The organism is Streptomyces sp. NPDC048584 (assembly GCF_043199595.1).
In the GTDB taxonomy this organism is placed as follows: domain Bacteria; phylum Actinomycetota; class Actinomycetes; order Streptomycetales; family Streptomycetaceae; genus Streptomyces; species Streptomyces edwardsiae.
On sequence record NZ_JBICWF010000020.1, the window covers coordinates 63246 to 80246 of the forward strand.

Sequence of the window (17001 nt, forward strand, 5' to 3'; positions counted from 1 at the left end):
GGGCCGGACGCCCCGCGGCGGAGAAACGGGTTGGGCGACCGTGAGCCGCGCGGCTCGCGGCCGCGCGCGGTCGTGGGGGAGGCCGGTCACCGGGCGGCTCCCTCCGTGTGTGCCGGGAGCCGGACGCCCCACAGCAGGAAGACGGGATTGGTGGCCGCCAGCCGGGTCACGTCCCCGGGCAGCGGTGCGAGGCGTGACGACTGCAGCAGCACGCCGTCGGTGGTGAGGCCCGCGGCGGTGAGCGCCTCGCGCACGGCCGGTACCCGGTCGAGGGCGGCGACGGCGACCACCACGGTCCGCCGGGCCCGCCGCGCGCACGCCGTGACGACGGCGGGCAGCTCCCGCCCGCCACCGCCGACGAACACGGCGTCCGGATCGTCCAGCCCGGACAGCACCCCCGGCGCCGCCCCCTGCACCACCCGTACGTCCACACCGTGCGCGGCCGCGTTGGCGCGCACCCGGGCCACCCCGTCCGGCGTCTTCTCCACGGCGACGACCGCCGCCCCCAGCCGCGCGCACTCCACGGCCACCGACCCCGACCCCGCGCCCACGTCCCACACCAGCTCACCGGGGCGCGGCCCCAGCCGGGCCAGGGCCAGCGCCCGCACCTCGAACTTCGTGATCATCGAGTCGCGGTGCTCGAACTCCGCCTCGTCCAGCGCCCACCCCGCGGGCCGGACGACGCCGCCCGCGACGGTCCCCACCGGCCCGAGCGCCCGCGCCTCGTCCAGGCACAGCACCACACTCACCGCCGCCCCCCAGTCCCGTGCGGCGGCCTCGGCGGGCGTCACCCGCTCCACCCGCTCCCCGGCGGACCCGAGCGCGGAGGCGACGACCAGCACCCGCGCGGTGTCCCGCAACGCGGCTCCCAGCTCGGCCGGACCGGCCCCCGGCCCCGTCAGCACGGCGACCTTCGGCCGGGACAGGCACAGATTCACCGCCGTACGCGGATCGCGCCCGTGCGCGCTGACCACCACGGCGTCGTCCCACGGCAGCCCGACCCGCGCGAACGCGGCGGCCACGGAGGACACACCGGGCCGCACATCGAGCCGCTCCGCACCGAACCGCTCGGCCAGCGCACGCACGATCCCGAAGAACCCCGGGTCCCCGGACGCCAGCACCACGACCGGCCGCTCCTCGGCGACGTACTTCTCCACGGTGTCGAGCGCCGGCGCCAGTGGCCCCAGCACGACCCGCTCGGCCCCCGGCGGCAGCCGCACGGCGTCCAGATGCCGCCGCCCGCCGACCACCAGCTCCGCCCCCGCCGCCACCTCGGGGCCGGCCGGGGCGCCGGTCCCCATCCCGACCACGGTGATCATGTGCTCGCCCCCCGCGAACGCAACGCCCGGCGCGCCTCCGGATCGGCCTTGCGGAAACCGTGGAAGTGACCCGGGTGGTACAGATGCGAGCGGGTGCCGTGCGCGTCGAGCGCCGGACCGACCAGGAACAGCGTGTGCTTCCACAGCTTGTGCTCCTTGACCGTCTCCTCCAGCGTCCCGATCGTGCACTTCACGACCAGCTCCTCCGGCCAGGTCACCTGGTGGGCGACGACGACCGGCGTGGACGTCGGATAGCCGCCCTCCAGCAGCTCCCGCACCAGCTGACCGCTGCGCGCGGCCGACAGGAAGATCGCCATGGTGGTGCCGTGCCGCGCGAACTCCCGGACCTCCTCACCGGGCGGCATCGGCGTCTTGCCGCCCCCGAGCCGGGTCAGCACGACCGACTGCGCCACCTCCGGAATGGTCAGCTCCCGCCGCGCGAGCGCCGCGACGGCGGAGAACGACGACACCCCGGGCACGATCTCGGTCGCGATACCGAGCTCCGCACACCGGTCGACCTGCTCCTGCGTCCCGCCCCACAGCGCGGGGTCACCCGAATGGATCCGTGCGACCCTCAGCCCCTCCGCGCGGGCCCGCCCGTACACGGCGACGACGTCCTCCAGGGACATCGTCGCCGAGTCGAGGATCTCGGCGCCCTCACGCGCGTGCCGCAGGACCTCCTCCTGCACCAGGCTGGCGGCCCAGATCACGACATCGGCCTCGGCGATCGCGCGCGCGGCACGGAACGTCAGCAGATCGGCGGCGCCGGGACCGGCCCCGACGAAGGTCACCTTGCCGGTGGGGGCGTCGGCCATGGAAGTGGTCCTCTCCAACGAGTCACGGGATCAAGAAGTGGGGGGTGAGCGGCTGTCACGCGTGCGCGACCGGCCGCCGATCGGATACGAAGAACACATGGCGGTCCTCGTCGCGCTCGGCGCGTTCCTGATGACGCTGGCCGGCGGCTGGTCGGCGCACCGCGTGACCGACCGCCGTCATCTGGTGCTGGGCCTGGCCGGCGGACTGATGCTCGGCGTCGTCGGCCTCGAACTCCTCCCGGAGTCCCTGGAGACGGCCGGCACCGAGGTCTACGGCGTGCCCGCGGCCCTGCTGCTCTTCGTCGCCGGTTTCCTCCTCGCCCACCTGGTGGAACGCCTGCTGGCCCACCGACAGGCCGCCCACGGCGCCGAGGAGAGCAACGGCCGCACCCTCGAGGTGGGCCTCACCGCGGCCGCCGCGATGGTCGGCCACAGCGCCATGGACGGCGTCGCCATCGGCGCCGCCTTCCAGGTGGACGACGGTATGGGCGCCGCCGTCGCGGTCGCCGTCATCGCCCACGACTTCGCGGACGGCTTCAACACGTACACACTCACCCACGCGTACGGAAACGCCCGCCGCCGCGCACTCATGATGCTGTTCGCGGACGCGGCGGCACCGGTCGCCGGCGCGGCGTCGACCCTGTTCTTCACCATCCCGGGGCCGCTGCTCGGCGGCTACCTCGGCCTGTTCGGCGGCGCCCTGCTCTACCTCGCCGCGGCCGAGATCCTCCCCGAGGCCCACCACGAACATCCCGCCCGCTCCACCCTGCTGTGCACGATCGCGGGCGCGCTGTTCATCTGGCTCGTGGTGGGCACCGCGCACGGCTGACCTCCCGGCGGCCCGGCTCACAGTTTCCCGCCCCGTCCGCCGTCCCGCCGCGGCGGCGCGATGAGCGTCGACAGATACGGCAGCGGCTCCCCGTCCAGCTCGTCGGCCGGCCGCACCGACTCCTCCGGCAGCCCCAGCGCCGACCCCCACACCGCGTCCCCGATCCGCCCGGTCTCCCGCAGCGCCTCGGCGACCTCACCGGCCTGCCGCCCGAACTTGTACGCCACGACCGTCCCCGGCCCGGCCAGCGCGTCCTTCAGCACGGCCGCCCCGGCCGTCACCGGCACCAGCGTCAGCGGCTCCGTCCCCTCCGTCAGCACCGCCCCGGAACGCGCCGCGAGATCCTGCATGGCGGTGATCCCCGGAACGGTCTCGACGACGAGATCGGGCACCGAAACGGCGACGGTCTGCGCGAGATAGGTGAACGTCGAGTACACATTGGGATCCCCGATGGTCGCGAAGGCGACGGCCCCGTGCTCCCGCAACAGCCCGGCGACCCGCTCACCGGCGGCATCCCAGGCCGCCTCGCGCCGCGCCCGTTCGGTCCGCTCGTTCAGCGCGAACACCACCCGGACGACCTTCTCGGCGGGCACGTAGTGCAGCACGGTCGCCTCGGCGCGCCCGCGCTCGAGGGTGTCCATGACGGGTACGACGACGACATTGGCGGCCCGCAGCGCGTTGACCCCCTTCACGGTCACCAGCTCCGGATCCCCGGGCCCGACCCCGACCCCGATCAGCCTGCTGCTCATGACGTCCGGCACCTCTCCACGAACCGACGGGCTACACCGGGCTCGGACGCCCAGTGCGTGTGCAGATAGCTCGCGTGCACACCGCGCTCCACAAATCCCTCGACCCGCCGCTTCGGCGTCCGCATCCCCCAGGCGGGAGCGGCCCCGGCGCCGGGCTCGACCACGGTCCGGTGGAACTCGTGCCCCCGCATCCGGGTACCGGCCCCGGCCAGCGCGCTGTCACTCACGGCCACGGCGTCCCGGTACCCCAGCGTCAACCGCTCCGACATCCGGGCGGAGGCATCCAGCACCCCGCACATGGGCAGCCCGTCGAGTTCCCGGCACAGGTACAGCAACCCGGCGCACTCGGCCGCGACGGGAGCACCGCTCAGCGCCAGCTCGGCGACGGCCTTCCGCAACGACCCGTTGGCGGACAGCTCGGAGGCGTACACCTCGGGAAACCCGCCCCCGATGACCAGCCCGGCGGTCCCCTCGGGCAGCTCCTCGTCCCGCAGGGGATCGAAGGTGACGACCTCGGCCCCGGCGGCGGAGAGCAACTCGGCATGCTCGGCGTAGGAGAACGTGAACGCGCTCCCGCCCGCAACGGCAACCCTCACAGCCCGGCCGGAATCTCCCAGCCCGTCCGGCGTTTGAGGACGAGGCCCGTCCAGGGCCGAACGGGGGTCCGGGGGCAGAGCCCCCGGGGTCGGGAAGGGAAGGGGCGGCGGGGGCGAGGAAACCAAAGCCTCACCCGCACCCCACGCCGCACCCGCCAAGGGCCCCGCACTCCGCGCCAGCGCGACCAACGCCGACACATCACACCCGGCGGCCACCTGCGCGGCCATCGCCGAAACGGCCTCGACCGCGGCGTCCCGCCGCTCAGCCACAGGCACCAGTCCCAAGTGCCGCGACGGCGTCTCCACCCCCGCGGCCCGCCGCAGAACCCCCATCACGGGAACCCCGACGGAGTCCAACGCCTCCCGCAACAACCCCTCATGCCGATCCGAGGCAACCTTGTTCAGGATCACCCCCCCGACCCGCACCTCCGGATCCCAGCTCACGAACCCGTGCACCAACGCCGCCACCGACCGGGACTGCGACGACGCGTCGACGACCAGCACCACCGGCGCCCGCAACAACTTCGCCACCTGCGCGGTGGACGCCAACTCCCCTTCCCCCGCAGCCCCGTCGTACAGCCCCATCACCCCCTCGACGACGGCGACGTCACACCCCCGCGCCCCGTGCGCGAACAACGGCGCGACCAACTCAGGACCGCACAGATACGCGTCGAGGTTCCGCCCCACCCGCCCGGTGGCCAGCGAGTGATACCCGGGATCGATGTAGTCGGGCCCCACCTTGTGCGGAGACACGGCGAACCCCCGCGCGGACAGCGCGGCCATCAACCCCGTGGCGACGGTGGTCTTGCCGCTCCCCGACGAGGGCGCGGCGATCACCAACCGTGGGACGGAGCTCACCACTCGATGCCCCTCTGCCCCTTCTGCCCGGCATCCATGGGGTGTCTCACCTTGGACATGTCGGTCACGAGGTCGGCGACCTCGACCAACTTCTCCGGCGCGTTCCGCCCCGTGATCACCACATGCTGGGTCCCCGGCCGCCCCCGCAGCACGGACACCACCTCGTCGGTGTCCACCCACCCCCAGTGCATCGGATAGGCGAACTCGTCCAGCACGTACAGCTTGTACGTCTCGGCGGCGAGGTCCCGCTTGACCTGCTCCCAGCCCTCGCGGGCCTTCTCCTCGTTGTCCATCTGCGAGTCCCGCTGGACCCACGACCAGCCCTCGCCCATCTTGTGCCAGTCGACGGTCCCGCCCTCACCGGAGGCACCGAGCACCCGCAGCGCGTTCTCCTCACCGACCTTCCACTTCGCCGACTTGACGAACTGGAACACCCCGATCGGCCACCCCTGGTTCCAGGCCCGCAGGGCGAGCCCGAAAGCAGCGGTCGACTTCCCCTTCCCGACGCCCGTGTGCACGACGACCAGCGGACGGTTACGCCGCTGCCGGGTCGTCAGCCCGTCGTCCGGTACGACACTCGGCTGTCCCTTCGGCATTACGCGGCCCTCCTCTGTACGTCCTTCACCAGCCCGGCGATGCTGTCCGCCCGCAGCTCGTCCAGCGTCACCGCCGTACCACCCAGCTCACCGGCCAACCGCCCGGCGAGCCCCAGCCGCACCGGCCCCGACTCGCAGTCCACGACCACCGACGCGATCCCCTCGGCCGCGAACAGCCGCGCCGCCCGCGAGGCCAGCGCGACCGGCTCAGGACCGCCGGTGGCCCGCCCGTCGGTCACCACGACGACCAGCGCCCGCCGCGCCGGGTCCCGCAACCGCTCCACCCGCAGCACGTCGTGCGCCTTGAGCAGCCCCGCCGCCAGCGGCGTACGCCCACCCGTGGGCAGCGACTCCAGCCGCGCGGCGGCCGCGTCCACCGACGACGTGGGCGGCAGCGCCACCTCGGCCGCCGACCCCCGGAAGGTCACCAGCCCCACCTTGTCCCGCCGCTGATAGGCGTCGAGCAACAGCGACACCACGGCGCCTTTCACGGCGCCCATCCGCTGCCGCGCGGCCATGGACCCGGAGGCGTCCACGACGAACAGCACGAGATTGGACTCACGTCCCTCACGCCGCGCCTGCCGCAGATCGTCCCGCCGCACCACCAGCCCCGGCCCGGACCGCCCCCGCGCCCGCTGATGCGGCGCCGCAGCCTGGACAGTGGCCGCCAGGTGCAGCTTGGTCAGCGCGCCCTGCGGCCGTCGCGCCCCGGTGGTCCGCCCGTGCTCGGTCCGCGCCCGCGACCGCCGTCCGGCAGCGCCCGCTCCGATGCCGGGCACGCTCAGCACCTTCGTCCGGAACGGCTCGGCGGCACCCACGGGGGAGCGCTCACCGGAGCCGGCCCCCGAGGGCTGCCCCGCCTCCCCGGCCTCCGCCGGCACCTCCGCGTCACCACCGCCCTCCGGGCTCTCCGGACCCTCCGCGGGAGGCTGCCCGCCACCCCCGTCGGGCCCGTCCGGATCGGTGTCGGGATCGTCGTCGCCCCCGAACTCCTCCAGCGTCTCGTCGAGCTTGTCCTCGTCGAGACCCGGCGCGTCGAAGGGATTCCGCCTCCGCCGGTGGGGGAGGGCCAGCAGCGCCGCCTGCCGCACATCCTCGGCCAGCACGTCCGTCCGCCCGGCCCAGGCGGCCAGCGCGGTCGCCGTACGCGCCATCACGATGTCGGCCCGCATGCCGTCCACCTCGAACGCCGCGCAGGTCGCCGCGATCTGCCGCAGCGCCCCGTCTCCGAGCCGCACCGACGGCAACAACTTCCGCGCCGCCACGATCCGCGCCCTTACGGCGGCCTCCTCGTCGGCCCACCGCGCGGCGAAGGCTGCGGGGTCGTCGTCGTACGCGAGCCGCCGCCGTACGACCTCGACCCGCTGGTCGGGCTCGCGCGAGGCGGCGACCTCGACGGTGAGGCCGAACCGGTCGAGGAGCTGCGGCCGCAGCTCGCCCTCCTCGGGGTTCATGGTCCCGACGAGCAGGAACCGCGCCGCGTGCCGTACGGAGACACCCTCGCGCTCGACGTACGAGGCACCCATCGCCGCCGCGTCCAGCAGCAGGTCGACCAGGTGGTCATGGAGGAGATTGACCTCGTCGACGTACAGGATCCCCCGGTGCGCGTCGGCCAGCAGCCCCGGCTCGAACGCCTTCACGCCCTCCGCCAGCGCCCGTTCGATGTCGAGCGCGCCGACCAGCCGGTCCTCGGAGGCGCCGACGGGCAGTTCGACCATGCGGGCGGGCCGCGAGGCACCGCCGCCGCTCTCGTGCGGCCCGTCCGGGCAGCCGGGGTCCGGGGCCGAGGGGTCACAGGAGAACCGGCAGCCGGGCACCACGGCGACCTCCGGCAGCAGCGCCGAAAGGGCGCGTACCGCGGTCGACTTGGCCGTGCCCTTCTCACCGCGCACCAGTACCCCGCCGACCGCCGGGGAGACGGCGTTCAGCAGCAGCGCGAGCCGCAGGTCGTCCTGGCCGACGACGGCCGTGAACGGAAAGGGGACACTCACGCCGGGATCACTCCTTCGAGTGGCTGGTGCGATGGAAGAGCGCCGTAAGCAGGACTAGCTGACACGCTGTGGGTGTGCTCCCCGCCGACGCGGGGGTGGTCCGAACGTCGACACTCGGGAACACGACCTTGTCGACTGCTCCCCGCCGACGCGGGGCTACCGGGGAGAGTCATCCCTCTCCCTCCAGATCTCCCTCAAGATCGAGGTAGGTCTGCCGGAGCCGGTCCAGGGTCTCCTGGTCCGGCTCCGTCCAGAGGCCTCGGTCCGCCGCTTCCAACAAGCGTTCGGTGATGCCCCTCAAGGCCCATGGATTGGACTTCTTCATGAAGTCCTGGTTCTCCGCTGAGAACACGTACTCCGCCGCAAGACGTTCGTACATCCAGTCGTCCACGACACCGGCCGTGGCGTCGTAACCGAAGAGGTAGTCGACGGTCGCCGCCATCTCGAAGGCTCCCTTGTAGCCATGCCTGCGCATGGCCGACATCCACCGCGGATTTACGACGCGGGCGCGGAAGACCCTGTGTGTCTCCTCGCCCAGCGTTCGTGTTTTCACCTGATCAGGAGTGGCGGAGTCACCGACGTAGGCTTCGGGTGAGGTGCCCGTCAGATGCCGCACCATCGCGACCATGCCGCCGTGGTACTGGAAGTAGTCGTCCGCATCCGCGATGTCATGCTCACGCGTGTCGACATTTTTCGCCGCCACCGCGATCCGCCGGAACGCCGTCTCCATGTCGCCGCGTGCCGCCCGCCCGTCGAGCCCGCGCCCGTAGGCGTAGCCGCCCCAGACCGCGTACACCTCGGCGAGGTCCGCGTCGGAGCGCCAGTTGCGGGCGTCGATCAGCGGCAGCAGCCCGGCCCCGTACGCCCCCGGCTTCGAGCCGAAGATGCGGGCCGTGGCCCGGCGCCGGTCGCCGTGCTCGGCGGTGTCCTCGTCGGCATGGGCGCGGACGTAGTTCCGCGAGGCCGGCTCGTCCAGCTCCGCCACCGCCCGCACCGCGTCGTCGATCAGCCCCACCACATGCGGGAACGCGTCCCGGAAGAAACCGGAGATGCGGACCGTGACGTCGATGCGCGGCCGGCCCAGCTCCTCGAGCCCGACCACCTCGACCCCGGTCACCCGGCGCGACGCGTCGTCCCATACCGGGCGGCAGCCCAGCAGCGCCAGGATCTCGGCGATGTCGTCGCCCTGGGTGCGCATCGCCGACGTACCCCACACCGTGAGGCCCACGGACCGCGGATACTCGCCCGTGTCCTGCAGATACCGTTGCACCAGCGAGTCGGCGAGCGACTGCCCGACCTCCCAGCTCAGCCGCGACGGGATCGCCTTGGGGTCGACGGAGTAGAAGTTCCGCCCGGTCGGGAGCACGTTGACCAGCCCGCGTGTGGGCGACCCCGAAGGACCGGCCGGGACGTAACCCCCGTCCAGCGCACGCAGGATGTGCCCGATCTCGTCCGTCGTACGGGCCAGCCGGGGTACGACCTCGTCGCACGCGAACCGCAACACGGCCACCGCGTCGCGCAGTTCGGTGCCCAGCACGTCCCGCACCAGCGAGGGGACCGTGCCGGCCGCCCAGCCGCGCTCCTCCATGCCCTCCGCGAACCGCCGGCACAGCTGCTCCAGCAGGTCGATCGCGTCGGAGGCCGACCGCGCGGGACCGTCCACCAGATCCGTCAGCTCCGCCGGCACCTTCAGCGGGGCGCCCGGCTCGGCCAGCAACTCCTTCTCCACCAGCCCGAAGTGCTCGGCCAGCGCCGCCCGCAGACCCGGCAGGGCGTTCGCCTGCCCGCCCCACACCTGTGAGGCGCGCAGCACCGCCAGCACCAGGTTCACACGCGGTTCGCCGACCGGGCCGCCGCCGAGGACGTGCAGGCCGTCGCGGATCTGCACGTCCTTGATCTCGCACAGATAGCCGTCGATGTGCATGACGAACGAGTCGAAGTCGTCGTCGTCCGGCTGGTCGTCCACATGCAGGTCGTGGTGGAGTTCGGCCGCCTTCACCAGCGTCCAGATCTGCGCCCGCACCGCCGGCGCCTTCTCCGGGTCCAGGTCGGAGACCAGCGCGTACTCGTCGAGCAGCTGCTCCAGCTTCGCCAGATCGCCGTACGTGTCGGCCCGCGCCATCGGCGGCACCAGATGGTCGACCACGGTCGCGTGTCCGCGCCGCTTGGCCTGCGTGCCCTCGCCGGGGTCGTTGACGATGAACGGGTAGATCAGCGGCAGGTCGCCCAGCACCGCGTCCGGCGCGCACCCGGCGCTCAGCCCGAGGCCCTTGCCCGGCAGCCACTCCATCGTGCCGTGCTTGCCCATGTGCACGATCGCGTCGGCGCCGAAACTGCTGTCCAGCCAGCGGTAGGCCGCCATGTAGTGGTGGGAGGGCGGCATGTCGGGGTCGTGGTAGATCGCGATCGGGTTCTCCCCGAAGCCGCGCGGCGGCTGGATCATCACGACGACGTTCCCGAACCGCAGCGACGCCAGCACGATGTCGTCCCCGTCGACGTACAGCGAGCCCGGCGGTTCGCCCCACGCCTCCCGCATGCCGTCCCGCAGCTGTGGGTCCAGCTGCTCGAACCACGCCCGGTAGTCCGCCAGCGGCACCCGCGCGGGCGCGGCGGCCAGCTGCTCCTCGGTCAGCCATTCCACGTCGTGTCCGCCGGCCGCGATCAGCCGGTGGATCAACTCGTCGCCCTCGGACGGGTATCCGCCGACGGCGTAACCCGCGTCCCGGAGCGCGTCCAGCACCCGTACCGCCGAGGCGGGGGTGTCCAGGCCCACCGCGTTGCCGACCCGCGAGTGCTTCGTCGGGTAGGCGGTGAAGACGATCGCGATCTTCTTCTCCGCGTTCGGCGTGTGCCCCAGCCGGGCGTGGCGTACGGCGATCCCGGCCACCCGCGCCGCCCGCTCGGGGTCGGCGACGTACACCGGGACGTCGTCGGGGCCCTGCTCCTTGAAGGAGAACGGAACGGTGACGATCCGGCCGTCGAACTCGGGGATGGCGACCTGCATCGCCGCGTCCATGGGGGACAGGGCGGCGTCGGACGCCTCCCACGCGGCACGCGAGGACGTGAGGCACAACCCTTGCAGCACCGGCACGTTCAGGTCGGCGAGCGCGCCGATGTCCCAGGCCTCCTCGTCGCCGCCCGCCGATGCCTGCGAGGCGTGTGTGCCGCCGGCAGCGAGCACGGTGGCGACGAGGGTGTCGGTCCTCGACAGCAGGGCGTACAGCCCGGGATCGGCGCCGCGCAGCGAACCGCAGTACACGGGGAGGGCGTTGGCGCCCCGCGCCTCGATGGCGTCGCACAGGGTGTCGATGAAGGCGGTGTTGCCGCTCAGTTCGTGCGCGCGGTAGAAGAGCACGCCGACCGTCGGGCGGCCGTCCACCGCCTCCCGGGTGCCGTGGACGCCGAACTCCGGCATCCCGCGCGGCGGTTCGAAGCCCTCGCCGGTCAGCAGCACGGTGTCCGACAGGAACCGGGCCAGCTCGGTGAGGTTCTCGGGGCCGCCCTCGACGAGGTACCGCAGCGCCTCGGCCACCACACCGGCCGGCACCGTCGACTCGGCCATCAGCTCAGCGTCCGGCACGGTCTCCCCGCCGAGCAGCACCGTCGGGACACCGGACGCCTTCAGCGCCGCGAGCCCTTCCTCCCAGGCACGCCTGCCGCCCAGCAGCCGTACGACGGCCAGGTCCGCCCCGTCCAGCAGCGCGGGCAGTTCGGCCGCCACGTCCACGCGGGTCGGGTTGCCGATCCGGTAGGAGACGCCGGTGGCGGCTCGGGCCGCCAGCAGGTCCGTGTCGGCGGTCGACAACAACAACACAGTGCTCATGCGGGCGCTCCCGGTGGAATGAAAGGCAGTCCTTGTGGCACGCCGGACTCGATGAGCCGCCACAGCGCGTCCGTGTCCGCGTGCTGTTCGATCAGGTCGCCGAGCCGGTCGAGCTGCTCCTCGCGCAGCGTGGCGAACGAGGTGTCGGGGGCGGGCACGAAGCGGCGGCCCGCCGCCCGCGCGACCTCGCGCAGGAAGGCCCGCCGGAAACCGTCCGACTCCAGCGAGCCGTGCCAGTGCGTGCCCCAGGTCCGGCCGACCCGGCAGCCGTCCAGACTGTGTCCGTGGTCATCGGAGATGAACGCCTCCCCGCCGAGGACCTCGGCGACGCCGTGATGGATCTCGTACCCCTCGACGGGCTCCCCGAGGGCTTCCCCGACGGGCCGGGTGAGCGTCTTCTCGCGGGCGAACCGGACCCGCACGGGCAGGACGCCGAGCCCGTCCACGTGTCCCGCGCGGCTCTCGACGTCGTCCTCGATGTGCTCCCCGAGGAGCTGGAAGCCGCCGCAGATCCCGAGCACCGGGCGCCCCTCGGCCGCCCGTCGCCGCAGCGCGTCCGCCAGCCCGCGCTCCCGGAGCCACTCCAGCGCCCGTACGGTGCCGCGCGTGCCCGGCACCACCACGAGGTCGGCGTCGGCCAGCTCCTCGGGCCGGTCCACGAACCGCACCACGACACCGGGTTCGGCGGCGAGGGCGTCCACGTCGGTGAAGTTCGACATCAGCGGCAGCGCGCACACCGCGACCCGCAGCACGTCCTCGCCCACCGGCGCGGCGACCACGGACTCCCGCACGGCGCCCCGCAGGGACACCCTCAGTCCGTCCTCCTCGTCGATGCCCAGCCCGTGCCGGAACGGCAGCACGCCGTACGTCCGCCGCCCGGTGAGGCCGTGCAGCATGTCCAGGCCCGGTTCCAGCAGCGACACATCGCCCCGGAACTTGTTCACCAGGAACCCGGCGACCAGGTCCTGGTCCTCGCGCGACAGCAGGGCGACGGTGCCGAAGAAGGACGCGAAGACGCCGCCCCGGTCGATGTCGCCGACCACCAGGACCGGCAGCCGGGCGCCCCGGGCGATCCCCATGTTCACGATGTCGGTGCGCCGCAGATTGATCTCGGCCGGGCTGCCGGCCCCCTCACAGATCACCGCGTCATACGTGCCCCGCAACTGCTCCAGACAGTCCAGCACCGTGCCCAGCAGCCGCTGTTGGCGTCCGCCGTGGTAGCCGCGGGCGCTCATCTCGCCGACCGCCCTGCCCAGCAGCACCACCTGGCTCGACTGCTCGCCGCCCGGCTTGAGCAGCACCGGGTTCATCAGCGCCGTCGGCTCGACGCGGCAGGCCTGGGCCTGCATGGCCTGCGCCCGGCCGATCTCGGCGCCCTCCCGGGTGACGAACGAGTTCAGCGACATGTTCTGCGCCTTGAACGGCGCGACCTTGACGCCCTGCCGCACCAGCCACCGGCAGATCCCGGCGGTCACCACGCTCTTGCCGGCGTCCGAGGTGGTCCCGGCGACCAGCAGCCCCCCACCGCTCACGCTGCACGTCCCTTCATCAGGCTCCGCACGGCGGCACCGGCCCCGAGCGCGAGCCAGCCGATCCGCCGCGAGAGCCGTACCGCCCGGTCGATGTCGGCCACGGCCACGGCACGCCCGCCGCCGTTCAGGACGGGCCGGTGCTCGACCCGTCCGCCGTAGGAGAGGGTCCCGCCGAGCCGTACGCCCAGGGCGCCCGCGAAGGAGGCCTCCACGGGCCCGGCGTTGGGGCTCGGATGCTTCGCCGCGTCCGCGCGCCACGCCCGTACGGCTCCGCGCGGATCGGGTCCGGTGAGCGCGGCCAGTACGGCGGTCAGCCGTGCCCCCGGCCAGCCGGCCACGTCGTCGAGACGGGCGGAGGCCCAGCCGTAGCGGCGGTGGCGGGGAGACTTGTGGCCGACCATCGCGTCCAGCGTGTTGACGGCCCGGAACCCGAGCAGGCCCGGCACCCCGGCGACGGCACCCCACACCAGCGCGCCCACGACGGCGTCGGAGGTGTTCTCGGCGACGGACTCGACCACCGCGCGGGCGATCCCGTCGGCGTCCAGGGACTGCGGGTCCCGGCCGCACAGATGCGGCAGCCGTGTCCGGGCCGCCTCGACGTCCCCCGCCTCCAGCGCCTGTGCGACGGCGCGGGCCTCACGGGCCAGCGAGGTGCCGCCGACGACGGCCCAGGTGGCGACACCGGTCAGGACGGTGGAGGCGGCGGGGGAGGAGCGTACGAGACGGGCGGCGAGGCCCCCCAGCGCGACGGTCCCGCCGACGCACACGGCGGTGTGCACGGCGCCCCGGCCCCGGTCGTCCCGCCACAGCACCCGCTCGACGGCGGCCGCGGCCCGCCCGAAAGCGGCGACCGGATGCCCCCGGCGGGGATCGCCGAGCAGCAGGTCGCCGAGAAGGCCGGCGGCGGCGCCGTACGCGAACACGCGATCGGCACCCATGGGTTCAGCCGGTGACGGGTCCGGAAGGGGTGGCCCCGAAGCGGGGTGGGGTGTCGCTGGTCGACCTCGGCAGGCAGCCGCGCATGGCGATATGTCCTCACTCAGGGTGTCCACGCCCTGGTTCGACGAGACCGGCGGTGAGAGTTCCTGGCTCCCGGGGTGTGCACCCCGGTGACAGTGGCGGGACCGCGCCGGAATCGCACCGGCTTCCTCTTCTGCCGCCGTAATGGCTGAGGCAGTCCACCACGGCCCTCGAAGAGCCGTCAACTTGCCGTTGACCTGCGAGGCTGAAGTGTGCTGAGGCCCACAGAGGGGTTCCGGAGGGTGATTCGCGGGAAGGGGCGCGCACACGTGAGCGGACGGTGCGGGTGCCGAAGCTCCCGCACCGCCCGCTCGTACGCGTGGGGACCGCGGTCAGGCCGCGGTCGGTGCGCTGTCCGTGTGCTGTGAGGCCGGTGTCAGGCCATGATCAGGTAGATGCCGTAGCCCACCGCCGCCACGCACGCCGCGAAGCAGGCGTAGGCGCCGGTGACCGCCAGGGCCGCGGACCGGCCCTGCGCGGCGGCCCGCTCCTGGCGGGACAGGCCGTTGATGCCGAGGGTGAACAGGGCCACCAGGGCCACGGTGACCACGAGGCTGACGCCGAAGACGGAACCGAGGGCCGCCCAGTCGATCTTCATGGTGCTCTTCTTCCTTCGTACCGGGTCTCGCGGGGCGCGGTCAGACGGTGGTCGCGGCCGGCGGGGCCGCCGGGTCGGCGGGGACCGGCGCGGGGATGGTGGCCGACAGGTCGTCGGTCACGGTGCCCGTGGGGGGCGGGGTGACCGCGGCCATCGCGGTGGTCACCACACCGGCGGGCTCCTCGTCGGCCGCCTCGGTGCCGTTGACATTGGTGTGGTCGACGATCTCGCGGCGGGAGATCTTCCAGATGGCGGCGCTGGAGGCGACCAGGAAGACGGCCACGACGGCGGTGCCCCAGTCGCCGGCCCGGCAGACCCATTCGGCGAGCGCCGCGACGAGGGCCGCCGCGGGCAGCGTCAGCCCCCAGGCGATGAACATCCGGGTGGCCGTCGACCAGCGGACGACACCGCCCTTGCGGCCCAGGCCCGCACCCATCACGGAACCGGAAACGGAATGCGTGGTGGAGAGCGAGAAACCGAGGTGCGAGGAGGCCAGGATGACCGTCGCGGCACTGGTCTGGGCGGCGAAGCCCTGCTGCGGCTGGAGGTCGGTCAGGCCCTTGCCCATGGTGCGGATGATGCGCCAGCCGCCGAGGTAGGTGCCGAGCGCGATGGCGAGGCCCGCGGAGAGGATGACCCACAACGGCGGGTCGGAGTCGGGGGAGACGGCGCCGCCGGCGACCAGGGCGAGGGTGATGATGCCCATCGTCTTCTGGGCGTCGTTGGTGCCGTGGGCCAGGGAGACCAGGCCGGCGGAGGCGATCTGGCCGGCGCGGTAGCCCTTCTCGGAGGCCTTGCCGTCGGCGTTCCGGCCCAGACGGTAGGTGAGCCGGGTGGCGAACATCGCCGCGACGCCGGCCACCAGCGGGGCGGCGACGGCCGGGAGCAGGACCTTGGTGACGAGGACGTCGCCGTGGACCGCGCCGAAGCCGGCCGAGGCGACCGCGGCGCCGATCAGGCCGCCCATGAGGGCGTGCGAGGAGCTGGACGGCAGGCCGACCAGCCAGGTCAGGAGGTTCCAGAGGATCGCGCCCACCAACGCGGCGAAGATGACCTCGGGACGGATGCCGGCCTCGTCGACGAGGCCCTTGGAGATCGTGTTGGCGACCTCCACCGAGAGAAATGCGCCGACAAGGTTCAGCACGGCGGACATGGCCACCGCGACCTTGGGCTTGAGCGCACCGGTCGAAATGGTCGTTGCCATCGCGTTCGCGGTGTCGTGGAAACCGTTCGTGAAATCGAACGCGAGTGCGGTTACCACCACAATCGCGAGGATCAGCGAGAAGCTTTCCATTTACCCAGGCAATCGTTCGAGGTCATTGGCTGGACGAACGTAGGTAACCAGGGTGAACGGAAGATGAACTGGAATGGGCATCGTGGTGACCGTAAGAGGGGGCGGGTGCTCCGCCGGACGGGGGAGACCGCCTGGGAGGATCACGGCATGACGGAGCAGCGGGCGAGCGGGCGGGAAACAGGGGGCGGACGAGTGCGCGAGGAGGAGGCGGACGCCTGGGCGGAACTCGTCGGCACCGCGCGCCGGACCGTCACCGACGGTCTCGTCGTCGGCACGTCCGGCAACGTCTCCGTACGGGTCGGCGACGTCGTCCTCGTCACACCGTCGGGCGTGCCGTACGACCGGCTGACGCCGGACGACGTGACGGGTGTCGACCTCACCGGCCGGCAGGTCCTCGGCACGCTCGTCCCCACCAGCGAGCTGCCCATGCACCTGGCCGTCTACCGTACGACCGGCGCGCGCGCCGTGGTGCACACGCACGCCGTGCACGCCACGGCCGTCTCCACGCTCGTCGACGAACTGCCACTGATCCACTACATGGCCGCGGCCCTGGGCGGCCCCGTGCGGGTCGCCCCCTACGCCACGTACGGCACCGCCGAACTGGCCGAGAACATGCTCCGCGCCCTCGACGGCCGCACCGCCTGCCTCCTCCGGAACCACGGCACGATCACCCACGCCCCCACCCTCACCCAGGCCTACGGCCACACGGCCCAACTGGAATGGATGTGCCGCCTCTGGCTGACAGCCTCCTCGGTCCCGGGCCTGACCCCGCACCTGCTGACCCCGGACCAGGTGACCGAGGTCGGCGAACGCCTGCGGAGTTACGGCCAATCAAGCCCGTCCGGCGTTTGAGGGCGGGGCCCGGAGGGCCGAATAGGGGGTCCGGGGCGCAGCCCCGGGGACGGGACGGGAAGGGGCGGCGGGGGCGAAATCCCGGATCCCCCGGCCGCACGCCCCACTGGCCGGGTACCCGTTCCCCCA

The 17001-nt window shown here is 73.1% G+C and carries 13 protein-coding genes and 1 riboswitch; of the genes, 2 read left to right on the forward strand and 11 right to left on the reverse strand.

Features of this window, described 5'->3' with window-relative positions; genetic code table 11:
• Nucleotides 1-86: 86 nt before the first annotated feature.
• Both cbiE and cobM read right to left on the reverse strand, forming a co-directional pair.
• On the reverse strand, nucleotides 87-1319 hold the full coding sequence (gene cbiE, locus ACGFR9_RS32985) for a precorrin-6y C5,15-methyltransferase (decarboxylating) subunit CbiE (RefSeq protein ID WP_393216074.1): 1233 nt from the start codon (nucleotides 1317-1319) through the stop codon (nucleotides 87-89).
• Nucleotides 1316-2134 (reverse strand): precorrin-4 C(11)-methyltransferase, encoded by an 819-nt coding sequence (cobM, locus tag ACGFR9_RS32990; protein ID WP_393216077.1) that lies wholly within the window; start codon nucleotides 2132-2134, stop codon nucleotides 1316-1318. The genes cbiE and cobM overlap by 4 nt, the downstream gene beginning before the upstream one ends.
• Nucleotides 2135-2231: 97 nt before the next feature.
• On the opposite strand from cobM, the gene ACGFR9_RS32995 reads away from it, so the two are divergent.
• Nucleotides 2232-2963, forward strand: coding sequence for a ZIP family metal transporter (locus ACGFR9_RS32995; RefSeq protein WP_393216080.1), 732 nt, complete (start codon nucleotides 2232-2234; stop codon nucleotides 2961-2963).
• Between the two features lie 17 nt (nucleotides 2964-2980).
• On the opposite strand, the gene cobI is transcribed toward ACGFR9_RS32995, so the two are convergent.
• From cobI to ACGFR9_RS33040, 9 genes are all read right to left on the reverse strand, one after another.
• On the reverse strand, nucleotides 2981-3712 hold the full coding sequence (gene cobI / locus ACGFR9_RS33000; protein ID WP_393216083.1) for a precorrin-2 C(20)-methyltransferase: 732 nt from the start codon (nucleotides 3710-3712) through the stop codon (nucleotides 2981-2983).
• Entirely contained in the window at nucleotides 3709-5169 is a 1461-nt protein-coding gene (locus tag ACGFR9_RS33005; protein WP_393216086.1) for a cobyrinate a,c-diamide synthase, read from the reverse strand. Before ACGFR9_RS33005 ends, cobI begins: the two co-directional genes overlap by 4 nt.
• Nucleotides 5163-5762 (reverse strand): cob(I)yrinic acid a,c-diamide adenosyltransferase, encoded by a 600-nt coding sequence (gene cobO, locus ACGFR9_RS33010; RefSeq protein WP_393216089.1) that lies wholly within the window; start codon nucleotides 5760-5762, stop codon nucleotides 5163-5165. Before cobO ends, ACGFR9_RS33005 begins: the two co-directional genes overlap by 7 nt.
• Nucleotides 5762-7753 carry a putative cobaltochelatase gene (locus tag ACGFR9_RS33015; RefSeq protein WP_393216092.1) on the reverse strand — a complete coding sequence of 664 codons (1992 nt, stop codon included), beginning with the start codon at nucleotides 7751-7753 and terminating at the stop codon, nucleotides 5762-5764. The genes cobO and ACGFR9_RS33015 overlap by 1 nt, the downstream gene beginning before the upstream one ends.
• Nucleotides 7754-7922: 169 nt before the next feature.
• A complete protein-coding gene (gene cobN, locus ACGFR9_RS33020; RefSeq protein WP_393216095.1) occupies nucleotides 7923-11576 on the reverse strand; it encodes a cobaltochelatase subunit CobN in 3654 nt (1217 codons plus the stop codon).
• Nucleotides 11573-13108, reverse strand: a complete 1536-nt coding sequence (locus tag ACGFR9_RS33025) for a cobyric acid synthase (RefSeq protein WP_393216098.1) — start codon at nucleotides 13106-13108, stop codon at nucleotides 11573-11575. The genes cobN and ACGFR9_RS33025 overlap by 4 nt, the downstream gene beginning before the upstream one ends.
• Nucleotides 13105-14046 (reverse strand): cobalamin biosynthesis protein, encoded by a 942-nt coding sequence (locus ACGFR9_RS33030; RefSeq protein WP_393216101.1) that lies wholly within the window; start codon nucleotides 14044-14046, stop codon nucleotides 13105-13107. Before ACGFR9_RS33030 ends, ACGFR9_RS33025 begins: the two co-directional genes overlap by 4 nt.
• Before the next feature lie 120 nt (nucleotides 14047-14166).
• Nucleotides 14167-14307: riboswitch (cobalamin riboswitch) on the reverse strand.
• Nucleotides 14308-14504: 197 nt separating this feature from the next.
• Nucleotides 14505-14726 (reverse strand): hypothetical protein, encoded by a 222-nt coding sequence (locus ACGFR9_RS33035; RefSeq protein ID WP_030224368.1) that lies wholly within the window; start codon nucleotides 14724-14726, stop codon nucleotides 14505-14507.
• Between the two features lie 40 nt (nucleotides 14727-14766).
• Nucleotides 14767-16020 carry an inorganic phosphate transporter gene (locus ACGFR9_RS33040; RefSeq protein ID WP_030224366.1) on the reverse strand — a complete coding sequence of 418 codons (1254 nt, stop codon included), beginning with the start codon at nucleotides 16018-16020 and terminating at the stop codon, nucleotides 14767-14769.
• A gap of 147 nt (nucleotides 16021-16167) precedes the next feature.
• On the opposite strand from ACGFR9_RS33040, the gene ACGFR9_RS33045 reads away from it, so the two are divergent.
• The gene (locus ACGFR9_RS33045; RefSeq protein WP_393216104.1) at nucleotides 16168-16872 is read left to right on the forward strand and encodes a class II aldolase/adducin family protein; all 705 of its coding nucleotides are present in this window, start codon (nucleotides 16168-16170) and stop codon (nucleotides 16870-16872) included.
• Nucleotides 16873-17001: the final 129 nt, after the last annotated feature.

What these genes read in the sequence shown, in the direction of transcription:
- ACGFR9_RS32995 (WP_393216080.1), top strand. Translation starts at nt 2,232, where the DNA reads ATGGCGGTCCTCGTCGCGCTCGGCGCGTTCCTGATGACGCTGGCCGGC.
- cobO (WP_393216089.1), bottom strand. Translation starts at nt 5,762, where the DNA reads ATGCCGAAGGGACAGCCGAGTGTCGTACCGGACGACGGGCTGACGACC.
- cbiE (WP_393216074.1), bottom strand. Translation starts at nt 1,319, where the DNA reads ATGATCACCGTGGTCGGGATGGGGACCGGCGCCCCGGCCGGCCCCGAG.
- cobN (WP_393216095.1), bottom strand. Translation starts at nt 11,576, where the DNA reads ATGAGCACTGTGTTGTTGTTGTCGACCGCCGACACGGACCTGCTGGCG.
- ACGFR9_RS33030 (WP_393216101.1), bottom strand. Translation starts at nt 14,046, where the DNA reads ATGGGTGCCGATCGCGTGTTCGCGTACGGCGCCGCCGCCGGCCTTCTC.
- ACGFR9_RS33035 (WP_030224368.1), bottom strand. Translation starts at nt 14,726, where the DNA reads ATGAAGATCGACTGGGCGGCCCTCGGTTCCGTCTTCGGCGTCAGCCTC.
- cobI (WP_393216083.1), bottom strand. Translation starts at nt 3,712, where the DNA reads ATGAGCAGCAGGCTGATCGGGGTCGGGGTCGGGCCCGGGGATCCGGAG.
- cobM (WP_393216077.1), bottom strand. Translation starts at nt 2,134, where the DNA reads ATGGCCGACGCCCCCACCGGCAAGGTGACCTTCGTCGGGGCCGGTCCC.
- ACGFR9_RS33045 (WP_393216104.1), top strand. Translation starts at nt 16,168, where the DNA reads ATGACGGAGCAGCGGGCGAGCGGGCGGGAAACAGGGGGCGGACGAGTG.
- ACGFR9_RS33040 (WP_030224366.1), bottom strand. Translation starts at nt 16,020, where the DNA reads ATGGAAAGCTTCTCGCTGATCCTCGCGATTGTGGTGGTAACCGCACTC.